The sequence below is a fragment of the Neobacillus driksii genome (genome assembly GCF_013409995.1).
GTDB classification, from domain to species: Bacteria; Bacillota; Bacilli; order Bacillales; family Cytobacillaceae; genus Neobacillus; species Neobacillus driksii.
Genome location: NZ_JACCBX010000003.1, coordinates 85,683 through 101,251 on the forward strand (window position 1 = coordinate 85,683; position 15,569 = coordinate 101,251).

The following is a 15,569-nucleotide window of genomic DNA, read 5'->3' on the forward strand; positions in this document are numbered from 1 at the left end:
CTATTTTTAGATTAACCAAAGGAGGTTCATTACATTATGGGAAAAAAGCATAGGGCACAAACAAATCGCCCAAAGAAAAATAATCACGTTCCACCCGAGGCAATCATAGCAGAACATGAAGCACACGCAAAAGAAAATAGCGCTGCTGGCGGAAGAAAGCATTAAACGACAACAAAACCTAAGGAATTTCTCCTTAGGTTTTCTTAACGTATATGAATTCGATTTATAGGCTGCCAACCGCCTGGCTTTAGTTGATAATAATGCTGTCCTCGGCGACCTTCATCAATTAATACGATATCTCCAGTCGTGAGAAATCTTCCCTTATAATTCGATGGTATTCGATCGGTAACATTAAAGAGACTAAATGTTTCTTCCAAACAATTTTCGTGGTTTCCCGCACGAATAAAGGTACGAAAAACTTGTTTGTACCCTTTGTATTCTCTGTACTTTGGAGTTTGAAAGATTGTCACATCATATTGTATATTAGCTCTTCTTGTTATAGCCTTGATCATCTTATCCCCTCCAATCATTAAAATAATTGTCATTACTTTAATAATTAGAGATGAACATAGAAGAATCCTTCAGAGAATTTCGTCTTTTTTTGTCGACGATTAAGAAAATCTCTGAATAACACTGTGAATTTGCTGCTGAAGATTTGGAATATCTGCGGATGTAACCGTTAATCTTACATTGGTTTCATCCAAACCTGCTGCTTCTGCAAATAGTCCTCCCAATCCACGAGCACGACGATCAACCTGAAAAAGTAATTCAATTGCACCATTTCCAGACGGTCGCAATACTACTTCAAGTTCATCTAATCTTCCACGGAAAGGTCCGGAAGTCGGAACATATTCAAATTCTTGTACAAATGGCAGTCGACCGCGTACTTTGTATGAAGCTTCTTCACAATCCGCCTCACGCAAACGGAATCCAAGACCGTCAACGGCATTAAAGATGGCATTCATTAAAGGATTCGGTACAACTTGTATATAGTCTTTATCGCCAGGATCCACTGCATTTTTAATGTCTAAACCTGTCGTAACCCAGATTTTAGACCTTCCAATTGACAGCGGCGTGTCTAGTGGAAGCTGGAAGGAAAAAGGTATTTCCTTTCTTTCATTTTTTCCAATTGTAAATGGGCTGGTAATTCGAAAACGATCGATAGTAGCTGTAACATTATACTTTTTATCATCTGACTCTTTCAAATAGGTAGTATTTAATGATAAATATATATCATCTACCTGCTGGTCTACCTTTCCACCTTTGATTTCTACTACACCGTTAACCGTTTCCCCTGGCGTGTACGTATCCCTCTCAAGCTTTGTGTCAACCGTAGCAGAACCAATACCTACACTAGCAAATACTTTGTCAAAAAAAGACATCCTATTTTCCTCCTTAATTCCCAATTAATATTTTCATATCGGACTTTACTTGTTCACAGCTTTCATAGCAATCTTCTATTTGTAAAAGCCTGCTTATAATGTGCTTCGAAAGATGAGATATCTCCAATTCTTCTTCCCAACTGCTTTCCTTCTTATTTTTTGGAAAAGAATAGTTAGAGTAGAGTAAAAACAGCAAAAAATGCCCAAGACCATAAAAGTCTGCCTGCGGATTGATCTCTTTTCGTATATTTCTTTTTGTTTTATTGAGTTCATTAATACCTTGATCATCCCATTTCCTTGCGAGTCCTAAATCAATGAGTGCAATCTCAGAACCATTTGTAATTACATTGGGAATCCTTATATCTCGGTGAATTAGCCGCTGTTCATGTAAATAGTTGATGAGTGCTAGTACATCAAGGGCTATTTTGAATGCCTCTACTTCTGAATACTTATGGCCATCTTGAAAAATTAGCTGTTCAAAATTCTTCCCTTCAATAAATTCCATCGTATAAAATGGGATATTTTTATGTGTGCCATCCTCGAAGTATTTTGGAAATCCAGGGTGATTAATTGAAAGAAGCAGCTTTTTTTCAATCTCGAATGTGTTTCTCCCTGACTTTTTAATTCTTTTATGGATTCGCAACGCTTTTAACACTTTCTTTTGTTGTGACAATAGATCAAACACTAAGTAGCTGTTTCCGTAACTTCCCGTGCCAAGAAGGTTCAATACCTTATATCGCTGAGCTATGATTTCATTTTGCTGAAATCGGCTTTCCATTATGTTAGCCGCTAATAAAGTGATTCTTTTAAACATATAAGTATCTAACTGCTAAAAAAGCTCGAAAAGGAACTGCCACTTTTATGCTTCTTTTTGTAGTGTTTGTGGCCCAAGTGTTTATGTTTCTGATGGTTCATTTTTTTCCAGGCATTACTTGAATGTGAATATTTTTGATGATGAGATTTACTTCCTAGAATTGACTTTAAAATCTTTTTTAGCATCATCATTCCTCCTTAGCCTCGTTGTATGTAATACGAGAAAGAAATAGGAAAGTTTCACCCATTAAAGAAAATAATAAGAAAAATTTTCGCAAACAAAAAGCGAGCAGATTCAAATGCTCGTCTTTCGTTACTTCTTATTATAAAGATGAATAAATTATCGTGGTATTTTACCTATTCATCTTCTACTTCTTCGTCGATAATACTTTTCTCGATGAGATACTCGAAGGTGATATCAGCGATTTCTTCCAATTCTTCTTCCGTAGGAACGTATCCTCTTTTCACCAGCTCATGAAAGAAAAATTCAGCAATTTCTTCCGTATCAATAAATACTTCAATTTCTCTCATAGCATCGCCCCCTTTTTACAGAATGTATGATGATTTCTGCTCATTCATGCTATTTACTTCTAGAAGAATCGGTAAATATTCTACAGCTTAAACATAGAGAGCAAAATAAAAGAATAAATATGTCTTTTTTTCGTAGGACAAGCATAGGATGAATAAAAAGAACTATTATGAGGTGATCGTATGTCAAATCTACAAGCAAAATTTGAAGCTATTTTGGAAGATGTAAATCAGGAGGATGGATTAATCATCACTGCCTTTGAGAAGATTTTAGACGGTCTTTTTTTTCTAATAAAATGGGGTGGGATTCCTTTAGTTATTTACTTACTAGTGTCCATTTCCACTTGGTAAAATGTAAAAGCTAGACATGGCTTTTACCATCGTCATTTACGACACTTTTTAATTTTCTAAGAATGACTCGCATAACTTGATAATACTCCTGATCGTTGAACATGTTATATAGAATTTTGTAATCATTAAAAATGTCTAATAAATTATCGATTAGCTGTTTCTTTTCCTTTTTTCGTTCAATTTCTTCAAGTTCTGCTTTTCTCACGATGTTTTTTTGTGTTTTTGAAATTGCCACCTGCTGCTTCTCTTCATTATTTACTAGGTAAAGAAGCCCTAACTTTTGAATAAAAGTATCCGCACTCTCAGCGTCTGCAACGAGTGTCATTTCCTCTTCACCAGCTTCTAGCCATTCCCCGTCACTAATCCTTGATAGTTCGTAGATAACATCTTCCCATGCATCTTCTTTGTAGCGCCAAATTTCTGTTCGAAACCCGACAATTTTAAACAAATCGGAGCCATATCCAGCGACCTGTACTAAATCACCGAAAAAGAATTTATATTCGATATCAATTTGTTCCTGTTCCACCAAAGTTCCTTCGTATTCTGAAAGAAGCTGTAGTCCTGATTCAACAAAAAGACCATCACTTTTATTCACTTCATATACATAATTTCCGTCAATCAACTTGACATCTGTTACTTTGCCAACTGTACCATACATCGTTATCACGACCGTATCACCGACCTTATACTTCGGTATATTCCTTCTTTTCATATCCTCCATCCTCTCAATGATGAGTCGTGAATTTTGATTACAATAGTATATGCACCATTCGAAGTATCGCTCACAACGGATAAAAGAAAAATCGCCTCTTTTTCGAGAGACGATTTAAAGGGAATTACATAAATTCAATTACTTTCAGATAGCAAATAAAGATCCCAGGCTTCATCAAATATAGTCATGGACTCTAGATAATGACCATTAAATTCAAGGTATGAACTGAGCTCATGGTAGTCTTCCGATGTTTTTGGGAAGCTATGGTCCAAAAAAGCCTCATTTGCAAACACACTGATGGCATCCTTTGGTTCCGGGTGCCGGTATTTCATTAAGAAGTGATAAAATGATTTAATCATAACTTAGCGCCTTTCTATCCTGTGACAAAAATTGAATTAACTTAAAGATACTATAACAGAGTAAGATTTGATATAATTTTACCAAATATATAAAGAAACAGAGGTACATACATTGGCAAAGAAAAAATTTCAATACTGGTTAATTCAGGTCTTGTTAATTTTAACCATCATTTGGGTTTCAACTAAGATATCCTTCTTATTTGAACCAATCGGAATCTTTTTTTCAACCATCTTTTTCCCCATTCTGATTACGGGCTTTCTTTACTTTTTACTTAATCCAGTTGTCAATTTCTTGCAGCGTCATAAAGTTCCCAGGCTATTGGCCATCATTATCATTTATGTTGTCTTTATACTCCTATGTGTACTTGCGATTGGAAACCTAATTCCTGCTATTACAAAACAATTTACCGCACTTGCTAACGAACTTCCAGTATATGCAGACAAAACCATGAAATTTATTGACAGTGTTATGAAATCATCTGAATTTAAATGGATCATGGATGAGCAAAAGGATATTCTTGAGACTATACAGACAAGGCTTATAGAATTCGCCAATACCCTGCCAAACGCGATTACTGGCAGCATTACGAACATCCTTGGTGTTATTACCAATATTGCGATTATTCTCGTTACGGTTCCTTTTTTATTGTTCTATATGTTTAAAGATGGGCACAAGTTCCCTACAGCTATCTCGAAATTTCTTCCAACTGCGTACAGGGAGGAAGGACTATCGATTTTGAAAGAGACAGGGGAGACTCTTTCTGCATATATTCAGGGACAGGTGACTGTAGCTTTGGCAGTGGGTACACTTGCATTTATCGGGTACCTGATCATTGATTTACCATTTGCACTCGTCATGGCCTTAATCGTAGCATTTACCAACATTATTCCTTATATCGGCCCAATTCTTGGAGGAGCACCAGCCGTCATCGTAGCTTTATTTGATTCACCTACGAAAGCATTATTAGTAATTATAGTGATTCTCATCGCGCAGCAGATTGAAGGCAATGTATTATCACCGCTTATTCTTGGAAAAAGCCTAGACACCCATCCAGCAACGATTATTATTATTTTACTGGCTGCTGGAAATTTAGCCGGCGTGCTAGGAATGGTACTCGCTATTCCATTTTACGCAGTCATGAAGACCATTGTATTAAACCTGGTTAAATTTTTAAGAGCAAGAAAAAATGCTGCCAAATCCATCCAAACAGAATGATAAAATTAACCCCTATCAGCAGATAGGGGTTTTGATTATGAAAAGTCAAAATAATTCCTCTTTAAAAGTCTCGGAAGAGCCATTAACTCCTCATAACTGATACATTTTCCTATTTTTTTCGTATCAATCAAAAATAATTGATCCTCAATTTTCTTAATAATCTCATCAGTTTGATATACCATCTTACAATCCTCGCAAGCAACTGCCGGCGTTTCTGTAATCTGAATCGCTCTAGTGCCGTCTGGCAGCTCCCAATAGACGGTATTCTCTCCTTTTTCGGCCGCCTGACCACACCATTCACATAATAATTCCATATTGGATCCCTCTATTCTTCCTGAGGCTGCTTCCCATCAGACTCATTTTTTTCAGCAGAGGCTGGTTTATTCTGCAATGCCTGGAATTTCTTTTCCTTCAATTCATCACGTTTACTTCGTTTGTCCTTGAGTGTGGAATGGTTAGGATTTTGAATGTATTCTTTACGACGATTTAGTCTTGTTAGACCCTCTGGAACAAGATTAAAATGCTGGTCATTCATAATTCCTGCTATCCCGATATTGGATCGTTTCTCCTCCATATCTGGGTAAACCTCTTTAAAATAAGCCTCTGCTGTTCCAGGCTTATAATTTTCTGGTTCAGGATACGAGGTAATGACGCCTTCAAAGTTCCTGAGAACAACCTTTTCTGCACTTTGTGAAATTAAATAATTGGGCTGAAGTGAAATTTTCCCGCCGCCGCCAGGACCATCCAAGACAAAAGTTGGTACCGCATAGCCACTAGTATGACCACGCAATCCTTCGATAATTTCTAGACCTTTAGAAACAGGTGCCCGGAAATGACCAATTCCTTCGGACAAATCACATTGATAAATATAATATGGTCGTACACGAATTTTCACGAGATCATGCATGAGCTTTTTCATAATTGGAACACTGTCGTTAATACCGGCAAGGATGACCGATTGGTTCCCGACTGGGACACCTGCGTTCGCTAACATTTCACAAGCCTTTTTAGACTCTTCTGTTATTTCAATGGATGTATTAAAATGAGTATTCAACCAAATTGGATGATATTTTTTTAAAATGTTACAAAGGTCCTCCGTAATCCTCTGAGGAAATACTACAGGTGCTCGTGTTCCAATTCGAATGATTTCTACATGGTCAATTTCACGAAGGTTTTTCAATATATATTCTAGGATATTATCATTAATAAGAAGACCATCACCGCCAGATATTAATACATCTCGAACTTGCGGTGTTTGACGGATATAGTTAATGGCCGCATCCAGCTGTTTCTTTGGAACCCCCATTCCGATTTGTCCCGAGAAGCGTCTCCTTGTACAATAACGGCAATACATCGAGCATTGATTGGTGACGAGAAACAGAACGCGATCTGGATACCGGTGTGTTAATCCCGGAACTGGTGAATCTTCATCCTCATACAATGGGTCCTCAAGATCGTATTTTGTTTTATGGATTTCTTTAGATATTGGAACAGACTGCATCCGTATTGGGCAGCGTGGGTCATCCGGGTTCATTAGTGAAGCATAATACGGTGTTATATTTAGCGGGATTGTCTTTGTTGAAATTCTAACGCCTTCTTCTTCATCTGGGGTTAAATTGATTACCTTTTTTAAATCGTCTAGTGTACGGATGGTATTGGTGAGCTGCCACAGCCAATCATTCCATTGCTCCTCGCTTACATCTTTCCATAGCTCTATATCTTTCCAATGCCTATTTGGCTTGTATAATGTCTGTTTCATTTGTATTTCCTCCTTACCCTACTTTACTAAGATATTATGCAAGAACTATGCCAATGCACTTAGTCCGGGTAAGGTTACAATATTATAGATTTTTAAGTGATGATTTCAAAAAAAAACGCCGATTTTTCGGCAGTTATTCTCGTAGCTTTTTGATCTTATATTGTAAGGTTTGCCTTGGAATTTCTAACAGCTCGGCTGCTTGTTTGACATTTCCAGTTGATAGGTCGAGTGCAGTGTGGATCAGTTTTTTTTCTAGTTCTTCGAGATTTTTTCTTAGAGATAAATTGTTGTCACTATTTTCATTCCCTGCTGCAAGCTGTTTCATCATAATGGGGAGGTCTTTCACTTCCAAGATTTCGTCATCGCAAACATTCATCATGTATTCAATCGTATGCTTCAGCTCTCTTACATTCCCTGGCCAAGGATGATCCAAAAAGAGACCTTTTACTTTTTGCTCGACTCCATTAATCTTTTTCTGCAATGACTTATTAAAAAACGCAATAAAATATTGGGTCAGCAACTGGATATCCTCTTTCCGTTCTCTAAGAGGGAGCAGTGAAAAAGTAAACACATTTAGGCGGTAATACAGGTCAGAGCGTAGCTTTTGATTCTGAAGCGCTGTATTTGGGTGGACATTCATGGCTGCAATGATACGTACATCAACGGAAATATTTTGTGAGCTTCCAACCCTTCTTATGATCCCATCCTCTAAGACACGCAATAACTTTGCCTGTAGCTCAATCGGCATGGTATGAAGCTCATCGAGAAACAATGTTCCTCCATCTGCCAACTCAAAAAGACCTTTTCTTTCAACAGCTCCTGTGTAGCTCCCTTTTGCAGTGCCAAAAAGAATGCTTTCAAGCAATGTTTCTGGGATGGCTGCACAGTTTTGAGCAATGAACGGTCCTTCCCCGCGAAGGGATTCGTGATGAACACCTTGCACAAATAATTCCTTTCCTGTACCGCTTTCTCCGTATACAAGAATGGGAGAGTCTAATTTTGCCAGCTTTTTAGCTTCGTCCTTCAGGCTCTGGAATATCGGATTAATTGTTTTTAAATCATCTAAAGTATATTTGATGTTTTTCGCTATTTTTTTCTTATTATTTTTATTCACATTTTTTTGTAAATCTAATAGACTTTCTGATAGCTGCTTCAACCGAGTATAATCTTTTGCAATCTCAACCGCACCAATAATTTGTTTATCCACAAAAATAGGAAGTGTGGTATTTATGGTATCAATTCTTGCTCCATGGATGTTTACATAAACCTGTGTCTGATTATAGATAGGTTTGCCCGTTTTAATTACCCTGAGCAGCGTACTTGAATTCTCAGTTAAGGAAGGAAAAACGTCCAGCAGGTCTTTACCCTGAACCTCCTTGACATTCATTCCATCAAGCCTTGCTGCTACCTCATTATAGAAAATGGTTTTACCTTCTGTATCGACCACATGGATTCCTTCATCGATGGTTTTCAGGATAGCTGAAAGAACTTCCTGCGTTAACGCAGTTAATTGCACCAATACTTCACCTCGCTTTAGGGGTGCCAAAAATTCAGCACATAGAGCCGAAAAATTAGCCATTTGCCAGATTCTTTACCCACATATTCATATTCTCAAGCTTGTCATAAATATAGCAGTTATTCATTAGCCTGCCGCGATACTTATATCCGAGCTGGTATAACACCGCATTCATTCCAAAGGATAAACTCCTTGCTATCGAATACGCACAGTATACTCCCTGCTGTTTAAGCTCACCCTCTAGCTCCCGGAGAATAATTTTCATTAACCCATATTTTCTGTGTTCCTTTAAGGTTGCACAATCTGTTAATTCAGCATTTTTATAAAATGAATTTACTTCAGCAGATGCAGCACTGACAATTTTCCCCTGATGAAAGAAAACGTAATAAACGGTCCCTTCCTTCATGGTCTTTTTAACATAATCTGGGTCATGTAACGGTGTGGGGTATATTTGAAACACTTCGCGGTATAACCCCGAAAGCTCTTCTGCACAAGATTCATCTGCTTTCTTTGATTCATACTCCTTCGTCGGATAGGGTTTATCGAAGCTGCTATCTAATTGATAAATGCTGTGAATCATTCCGTCCTCTGTAATCCAATGATCATTTTTCTTTCGTTCCACTGTATAAAACTTCGAAAAAAAATGGGCATCAGATCCGAGAAAATATCGATCCACTACAGCTTCCGGCTGTAAACCCTTCTCTAATAGGTGTAAAAAATCTTCTGACCGTACTTTCATAATTAATTTTTCGACGTGGTGCATGTGTGCTAACTCCTCCGCTTTTTCCAGCACTAGTTGAGTATTACCGCGATAATCGTCAATCCGGATTCTTTTATTAAAGGGATCAAGATAAGCCTCTAAATATAATCTATCTTCCTCAATATGAATGGTGGAAGCACTTTGATTCATCCCCGACACTCCATTCGTATTCTAGTTTTAAACAAAGTTCATGTGCACATATTCGCCTGGGCTTCACACCCTTCATAAGGACCATTTCCTCTCACTCTCTTTCATTTTGGGCTTCATGAACCCTTCATGAGGACCATTTCCTCTCACTCTCTTTCATTTTGGGCTTCATGAACCCTTCATGAGGACCATTTCCTCTCTTTCTCTTACTTTTTGGGCTTCATGAACCCTTTATGAGGACCATTCTCCTCGAATAAACCTCTAGTTCAAGCTTCGTAAACCTATGTGTTTGGTTGGTGTATAGCTGAATCCAAACACTGAATCCCCCAATGCCAATTACCCATTTACAAAAAATGCCTGACTGGAAATCAGCCAGACATTTTCTTCTACACTGTTTTAAAGCTAATCAGCTTTAGTTCAGTCATTTCTTCAACCGCATATTTAATGCCTTCTCGGCCCATTCCGCTCATTTTTACCCCGCCATATGGCATTTGGTCAACTCGAAATGTAGGGATTTCATTTATCATGACACCGCCTACCTCAAGTTTTTTTGCTGCTTGAAGTGCTTTATGAATATCATTCGTAAAAATTCCTGCTTGAAGCCCATATTTTGAATCATTCACCAAATTGATCGCTTCATTAAATTCAGTGAATGTATTAATATGAACTACAGGAGCAAATACTTCTTCACAACTTATCTTTTCGGTAGTTGGAACATTTACAAGAACAGTTGGCTGGAAAATTCCTTCTTCCGCTCCGCCGCCCAGCCTCAATTCAGCGCCATTCTTGACAGCTTCATCAACCCAGCTTTGTGTCCTCTGTACATCAAAACGAGTAATCATCGCTGAAATGTCCGTATCTTCCTCTAATGGATTTCCAGCCTTCAACTTTTGCGTTTCACTTACGAACTGTTTCACAAAAGTCTCAAATATGTTTTCATGAACAAATATCCTTTGAATGGAAATACAAACCTGACCTTGATAGGCAAAGGCTCCATTGACAATCCTAGGGATGACTTGATCTAAACCTACTCCTTCATCGACAATCAATGCCGAATTTGACCCTAATTCTAGTGTTACCCGTTTTAATCCCGAATTTTCACGGATATAGCGCCCCACTTCAGGACTCCCCGTAAAGGTAATCATTTTGATACGTTCATCTTTCATTAGTATATCACCAATACTGCGGCCGCTTCCGGTAATGACATTAAGTGCACCAGCAGGCAGCCCTGCACGGTGAAAATATTCAGCTATCTTATAAGCAGATAATGGCGTTTGACTTGCAGGTTTTAGAATCACACTATTTCCGGCTGCAATTGCCGGCCCTACTTTATGGGCAACTAGGTTCATAGGGAAATTAAACGGAGTGATGGCTGCTATGACACCCAAGGGTTCCCGGACTGTAAAAGCGAGCCTCCCCTGCCCACCAGGAGCAGCGTCCATTGGCACGGTTTCACCATGAATTTTTCTCGCTTCATGGGCAGCGAAGGTATAGGTCATAATCGTTCGGTCTACTTCCGTTCTAGCTGCTTTTAGTGGTTTTGCCGCCTCCAACGCGATGATTCTTGCACATTCTTCACGGTCATCCTTAAGAAATTGTACTACTTTTTCCAGTATTTCTGCCCGTTCAAAGGCAGGCAGTTCTGCCATTTTTACTTGAGCTTGTTCGGCGGCAGCTATTGCTGCCTGCACATCCTCATGGCTGGCAATACCTATCTGTGCAAGGCTCTCCAAGTTAAATGGATTTTTCAGCTCCATATAGGAAGAAGCACTTCGATATTCGCCGCCTATCCATAAGTCTTTCTTCATCTTCATCCCAATCCCTCCACATGAAAGATTCATATTTTACTATTGTACCAAATTCTACTAGTTCGAAGGGATTTCATCTTATTCACTGACTTCACACCACTTTAATAGTGTTAGAGCTATAATCTTGCATGCAGCAAACATTTCCTCCAAAAGAATGTGTTCGTTAGCGTCATGAGCCGTGGCAGTTATTCCTGGCCCAAAAACAACCACAGGTGTATTTCCCACATTTGAGAGAATACCGCCATCCGTCCCCCATGGGCTAGCTTCAATGACAGGCTTCTCACCTTTAATTTCTATAAAACTCTCAGAGAGTGTTTTCATTAATGGATGATCGACTTCCAGATTCCCAGGAAGCCATCTTCCCCCAAACCACTCAATCCCAAGTGGATTTTCTTGGAACCATTCATCTTGTTGATTTAGTCCATCCAATACAGCTGCCATTTCTCCTTGAGCGGCGGAAATTGTCTCTTCAGGGGATACACCCATTCTTCCTTCAATAATAGCCAGATCAGGAACAGATGACGGCCACTCGCCGCTATTTATTTTTCCAATGTTAATCGGGATTGGAATTGGTATGCTGTTAAATAGCGGATCCGTGATTTTAATATTACGATTCTTCTCTAATTGCTGCAGTTTTTGTATCACTAGTACGGCTTTTTCGATGGCGCTAATACCTTCATATCTCGTTCCTCCGTGTGCTGCCCTGCCTTTCACGGTAATCCTAAACCACATCGAACCCTGCTGTTTCGGAAAAATCTTCATACCCGTTGGTTCCGGGATAATTGCCCCGTCGGCCTGGTAGCCCCTTATGACCGCAGCAAGCGTACCAGCACCTCCGCTTTCTTCTTCTATCACACTTTGAAAAATAATATCCCCTTTAAGCTTGATTCCCGTAGCAATAATTGCTTCGATTGCCATAATAAGCGCTGCGGTCCCACCCTTCATATCTGTGCTTCCGCGGCCATAGAGTTTACCGCACTCAATATGTCCGCTAAATGGATCATGTTCCCAGTTCTTCTCATCGCCGACCGGTACCACATCGATATGACCATTTAGGATGATTGATTTCCCGCCTCCCGTTCCTTTTAACAGAGCCACTACATTCGGATTCCCTTCAAAACTCTGACGGTCACAGCAGAATGCCTCATGCCCCTCTAACTCATCCCGGTCAATTTCCCAAATATCAAGATCCAATCCTAACTGCCGGCATTTTTCAATGATGACAGCCTGTGCACTGCTTTCATTTCCCCTTGTACTATTCTCTTGGACTAGGATTTGTAAAAACCGGGTTCCTCTAGCCCGATTGTCCTTCAGCCATTGCTTGATTAATTCTGCATGATTTTTCAATACTTTCACTCCTTCCTCAGAAGAATGGGTGAGATTAATTGGCTATTTTCCGGATCGTATCACTTACCATAAAATCACATTCAGTCCTATTGGCGACTATCTGTAAATCGTATGGCGCGAACAATTCTGTTAACAATAATCCATCAGGAGTCACCTTGAATACGGCCAATTCTGTTATGATCATATCCACACATGCAGCAGAGGTTAGCGGTAACGTGCAAGACGTGACGATTTTTGGATTTCCTGCCTTATCACAATGATTCATTAATACAATTACTTTTCTTGCCTTTTGGGCCAGTTCCATCGCACCGCCCATCCCAGGGACTTTTTTTCCTGGAACAATCCAGTTTGCCAAGTCCCCCTGTGCGCTGACTTGCAGGGAACCCAAAATGGTGATATCCACCCGTCCTCGTCGTATCATCCCAAATGCCACAGCGCTATCACAGTAAGAACCACCTGGATTCAAGGTAACCGGAAAGCCGCCTGCATTACATAAATTCTCATCTTCCATCCCTTTTTCTGGGCTTGGTCCCATTCCTGTAATCCCATTTTCAGCATGGAACATGACCATCATGTTCTTCGGTAAATGGTTGGGAACTAAGGAGGGAATTCCAATACCTAGGTTTACCACCATTCCATTGTGGATTTCTTCTGCTGCTCTTTTGGCAATCGTATTGCGAAAATCTACTCCCAAGCCCATTTCCAGTTCACTCCCTTCGAAGGAATAATATGGTCAACGAACACACCAGGAGTAATAATCTCATCAGGGTCAAGGCTTCCGAGCGGAACGATTTCCTCTACCTCTGCAATGGTAATATCTCCAGCCATTGCCACAAGTGGATTCGTATTTCGAGCACTTTTGTCATAAATTAAATTTCCATAGGGGTCTGCTTTTTTGGCATAAACGATTGATACTTCTGCGGTTAAAGCTGTTTCAATTAAGTAGTCCTTCCCGTTGAGGAGAAAATGGGGTTTATTTTTTGATACGAGTTCATTGTCCATTCCAATATCACTTAGAATCGCTGGGAGACCAACTCCCCCAGCACGTATTCTTTCTGCTAATATCCCTTGCGGTGAAAATTCCACCTCAAGCCTTCCTTCGTGCATGAGTTTACCGGCAATTGGATTGGAACCAATATGAGAGGCAATCACTTTTACTGCCCTTTCCTGACTCACTAGTTTTCCAATGCCGATATGTGGAAATCCAGTATCATTTCCAATTAATGTGATGTCCCGGATCCCTTTTTCGAGGATTCCATCAATGAGCGTCGGCGGGGTTCCGACACCGCCAAATCCCCCAAACATTAACGTCATTCCGTTAGAGAAGAGTTCCAAAACCTTTTCTAAGGTTGTAATTTTTCCAAATGGATTCTCCATCTAAACACCACCGCCCGACTTCATTTGCTTTGAAAAACCTTCAAATGTTTCTGCTAACAGAGAAACTAATTCTTCTATTTCACTTTTCGAAATTGTTAATGGCGGCGAAACGATAATTGAGTCACCGGTTACCCCATCAATACCAGCACCAGCTGGATAAACGAGCAGGCCTTTTTCTTTTGCAAGAGTAATCATGGTATGGGTGACTTGTGCGTTTCGAGGAAAAGGAGTTTTATTGGCGGCATCCTCGACAAATTCAATTCCAATCAATAAGCCTTTCCCCCTAATATCACCGATAAAGGAATATTGATTTTTTAATTGTAGCAGGAGATTCATTAGGTATTCTCCCTTTGATTCTACCCTACTAACAATCTTATTTTTTTCTAAATATTCCAGTACGGCGAGAGAAACGGCACAGGATTGTGGATTTGCACTTAAGGTATGTCCGCTCATCACCACTTTTGTGCCCGCTAAAATGGGCTCAATGACCTTTTCACTTGCGAGTGCCGCAGCTATTGGTGCGTAGCCTGCCCCCATCCCTTTACCTAATGCCACAATATCTGGGATAACCTCATATTGTTCCATTGCAAGCATAGATCCCGTTCGTCCAAAACCTGTCATAACCTCATCCGCAATAAAAAGGATGTCATTTTCATCACAGATCTTTTTGATTACTTTAAAATAATCCTTCGGAGCAGTAATGGCACCGCCTGCAGCTCCGATTACCGGTTCTGCGACAAAGGCGGCAATATGTTGCGCACCAATACGTTTAATAGCATGTTCAAGCTCCTGTGCACATAGAAAACCGCAGGATGGTGCACGAAGGCTGTAGGGACAGCGGTAGCAGTAAGGGGGATTTATTACTGGAAAATCTTCGAGCAGCGGAACAAATCGCGCTCTTCTTCCTGTATGTCCAGACAATGAAAGTGCACCTAAAGTTATTCCATGATAGCTGACCCACCTAGATAACACCTTCGTTTTGGTTTGTATACCCTTTTCCTGCCAATATTGAATCGCCATTTTCATTGCTGTTTCAACCGCTTCAGAACCGCTATTAACAAAGAAGCACCAATTTAAGTCTCGTGGAGTAAGTGCTGAAATTTTTTCAGCCAGCTTTTCAGCTGCTTCACTCGTAAATTGAGAGCGATAAACGAACGATATTTTTTTTGCTTGTTCCTGCATTGCTTCAATAATTTCGGATACTCCGTGGCCAATATTCGCGGTGACAGCGCCTGAGGCACCATCAAGATATTTCTTTCCTTCCCGATCATACAAATAAACCCCTTTGCCGTAATCAATTATCGGCAGGATATCATCGAGTGCTGGTTTTATGAGATACGTACGTTCCAACCTGACACCACTTCCCCTTTTAGTTCATTGTATGAGCGAGTTTTTTAATACTTTCATCTTATTTAGATTTAAAAGGGATAAACACCTCAGTCTGCGGTTACTTTTCTAATAGAAAACTATCTTTTACTTTTTAGGGTGGTTCAT

18 protein-coding genes are annotated in these 15,569 nt (G+C 39.7%); 3 read left to right on the forward strand and 15 right to left on the reverse strand.

What is annotated here, in order from left to right:
• Positions 1-36: 36 nt before the first annotated feature.
• Positions 37-165: a hypothetical protein gene (locus tag F4694_RS32075; protein WP_257029162.1), complete on the forward strand. Its 129-nt coding sequence runs from the start codon at positions 37-39 to the stop codon at positions 163-165.
• A 38-nt stretch (positions 166-203) separates the two neighbouring features.
• On the opposite strand, the gene F4694_RS06620 is transcribed toward F4694_RS32075, so the two are convergent.
• The 4 genes from F4694_RS06620 to F4694_RS06635 form a co-directional block, all read right to left on the reverse strand.
• Positions 204-512 (reverse strand): YodL domain-containing protein, encoded by a 309-nt coding sequence (locus tag F4694_RS06620; protein ID WP_179596130.1) that lies wholly within the window; start codon positions 510-512, stop codon positions 204-206.
• 99 nt (positions 513-611) lie between these two features.
• A complete protein-coding gene (locus tag F4694_RS06625) occupies positions 612-1,382 on the reverse strand; it encodes a sporulation protein (RefSeq protein WP_179596132.1) in 771 nt (256 codons plus the stop codon).
• 13 nt (positions 1,383-1,395) lie between these two features.
• Positions 1,396-2,160, reverse strand: coding sequence for a serine/threonine protein kinase (locus F4694_RS06630; protein ID WP_179596134.1), 765 nt, complete (start codon positions 2,158-2,160; stop codon positions 1,396-1,398).
• Positions 2,161-2,552: 392 nt separating this feature from the next.
• On the reverse strand, positions 2,553-2,726 hold the full coding sequence (locus F4694_RS06635; protein WP_081954691.1) for a YozD family protein: 174 nt from the start codon (positions 2,724-2,726) through the stop codon (positions 2,553-2,555).
• Positions 2,727-2,906: 180 nt separating this feature from the next.
• Between F4694_RS06635 and F4694_RS06640 the strand changes: the two genes are divergently transcribed.
• Positions 2,907-3,074, forward strand: a complete 168-nt coding sequence (locus F4694_RS06640) for a hypothetical protein (protein ID WP_179596136.1) — start codon at positions 2,907-2,909, stop codon at positions 3,072-3,074.
• A gap of 10 nt (positions 3,075-3,084) precedes the next feature.
• Here F4694_RS06640 and F4694_RS06645 read toward each other — a convergent pair whose 3' ends face one another.
• Positions 3,085-3,795, reverse strand: coding sequence for a hypothetical protein (locus tag F4694_RS06645; RefSeq protein WP_179596138.1), 711 nt, complete (start codon positions 3,793-3,795; stop codon positions 3,085-3,087).
• A gap of 125 nt (positions 3,796-3,920) precedes the next feature.
• A complete protein-coding gene (locus tag F4694_RS06650) occupies positions 3,921-4,142 on the reverse strand; it encodes a YozE family protein (RefSeq protein WP_308806323.1) in 222 nt (73 codons plus the stop codon).
• Between the two features lie 115 nt (positions 4,143-4,257).
• Here F4694_RS06650 and F4694_RS06655 point away from each other — a divergent pair, with 115 nt between their 5' ends.
• On the forward strand, positions 4,258-5,361 hold the full coding sequence (locus F4694_RS06655) for an AI-2E family transporter (protein ID WP_179596142.1): 1,104 nt from the start codon (positions 4,258-4,260) through the stop codon (positions 5,359-5,361).
• A 35-nt stretch (positions 5,362-5,396) separates the two neighbouring features.
• Here F4694_RS06655 and F4694_RS06660 read toward each other — a convergent pair whose 3' ends face one another.
• The 9 genes from F4694_RS06660 to F4694_RS06700 all read right to left on the reverse strand — a co-directional run bounded on the left by F4694_RS06660 (position 5,397) and on the right by F4694_RS06700 (position 15,425).
• Positions 5,397-5,675: a YokU family protein gene (locus F4694_RS06660; RefSeq protein WP_179596144.1), complete on the reverse strand. Its 279-nt coding sequence runs from the start codon at positions 5,673-5,675 to the stop codon at positions 5,397-5,399.
• An 11-nt stretch (positions 5,676-5,686) separates the two neighbouring features.
• Positions 5,687-7,120, reverse strand: coding sequence for a lysine 2,3-aminomutase (kamA, locus tag F4694_RS06665; RefSeq protein ID WP_179596146.1), 1,434 nt, complete (start codon positions 7,118-7,120; stop codon positions 5,687-5,689).
• Between the two features lie 133 nt (positions 7,121-7,253).
• Positions 7,254-8,639, reverse strand: a complete 1,386-nt coding sequence (locus F4694_RS06670) for a sigma-54 interaction domain-containing protein (protein ID WP_257029163.1) — start codon at positions 8,637-8,639, stop codon at positions 7,254-7,256.
• Between the two features lie 52 nt (positions 8,640-8,691).
• Complete coding sequence (gene ablB, locus F4694_RS06675) at positions 8,692-9,546, reverse strand: putative beta-lysine N-acetyltransferase (protein ID WP_179596150.1); 855 nt, start codon at positions 9,544-9,546, stop codon at positions 8,692-8,694.
• A 383-nt stretch (positions 9,547-9,929) separates the two neighbouring features.
• A complete protein-coding gene (locus tag F4694_RS06680; protein ID WP_179596153.1) occupies positions 9,930-11,357 on the reverse strand; it encodes an aldehyde dehydrogenase family protein in 1,428 nt (475 codons plus the stop codon).
• A 72-nt stretch (positions 11,358-11,429) separates the two neighbouring features.
• Positions 11,430-12,698, reverse strand: coding sequence for a peptidase (locus F4694_RS06685; protein ID WP_179596155.1), 1,269 nt, complete (start codon positions 12,696-12,698; stop codon positions 11,430-11,432).
• 34 nt (positions 12,699-12,732) lie between these two features.
• Positions 12,733-13,398 (reverse strand): 3-oxoacid CoA-transferase subunit B, encoded by a 666-nt coding sequence (locus F4694_RS06690; protein ID WP_179596157.1) that lies wholly within the window; start codon positions 13,396-13,398, stop codon positions 12,733-12,735.
• A complete protein-coding gene (locus F4694_RS06695) occupies positions 13,383-14,075 on the reverse strand; it encodes a CoA transferase subunit A (RefSeq protein WP_179596159.1) in 693 nt (230 codons plus the stop codon). The genes F4694_RS06690 and F4694_RS06695 overlap by 16 nt, the downstream gene beginning before the upstream one ends.
• Positions 14,076-15,425 (reverse strand): aspartate aminotransferase family protein, encoded by a 1,350-nt coding sequence (locus F4694_RS06700; protein WP_179596161.1) that lies wholly within the window; start codon positions 15,423-15,425, stop codon positions 14,076-14,078.
• Positions 15,426-15,569 lie beyond the last annotated feature (144 nt).

Bases quoted from the DNA above. Each gene is read 5' to 3' on its own strand.
- F4694_RS06680 (WP_179596153.1), bottom strand. From the start codon at position 11,357: ATGAAGATGAAGAAAGACTTATGGATAGGCGGCGAATATCGAAGTGCT.
- F4694_RS06630 (WP_179596134.1), bottom strand. From the start codon at position 2,160: ATGGAAAGCCGATTTCAGCAAAATGAAATCATAGCTCAGCGATATAAG.
- F4694_RS06660 (WP_179596144.1), bottom strand. From the start codon at position 5,675: ATGGAATTATTATGTGAATGGTGTGGTCAGGCGGCCGAAAAAGGAGAG.
- F4694_RS06625 (WP_179596132.1), bottom strand. From the start codon at position 1,382: ATGTCTTTTTTTGACAAAGTATTTGCTAGTGTAGGTATTGGTTCTGCT.
- kamA (WP_179596146.1), bottom strand. From the start codon at position 7,120: ATGAAACAGACATTATACAAGCCAAATAGGCATTGGAAAGATATAGAG.
- F4694_RS06640 (WP_179596136.1), top strand. From the start codon at position 2,907: ATGTCAAATCTACAAGCAAAATTTGAAGCTATTTTGGAAGATGTAAAT.
- F4694_RS06690 (WP_179596157.1), bottom strand. From the start codon at position 13,398: ATGGGCTTGGGAGTAGATTTTCGCAATACGATTGCCAAAAGAGCAGCA.
- F4694_RS06645 (WP_179596138.1), bottom strand. From the start codon at position 3,795: ATGGAGGATATGAAAAGAAGGAATATACCGAAGTATAAGGTCGGTGAT.
- ablB (WP_179596150.1), bottom strand. From the start codon at position 9,546: ATGAATCAAAGTGCTTCCACCATTCATATTGAGGAAGATAGATTATAT.
- F4694_RS06635 (WP_081954691.1), bottom strand. From the start codon at position 2,726: ATGAGAGAAATTGAAGTATTTATTGATACGGAAGAAATTGCTGAATTT.
- F4694_RS06620 (WP_179596130.1), bottom strand. From the start codon at position 512: ATGATCAAGGCTATAACAAGAAGAGCTAATATACAATATGATGTGACA.
- F4694_RS06695 (WP_179596159.1), bottom strand. From the start codon at position 14,075: ATGGAGAATCCATTTGGAAAAATTACAACCTTAGAAAAGGTTTTGGAA.
- F4694_RS32075 (WP_257029162.1), top strand. From the start codon at position 37: ATGGGAAAAAAGCATAGGGCACAAACAAATCGCCCAAAGAAAAATAAT.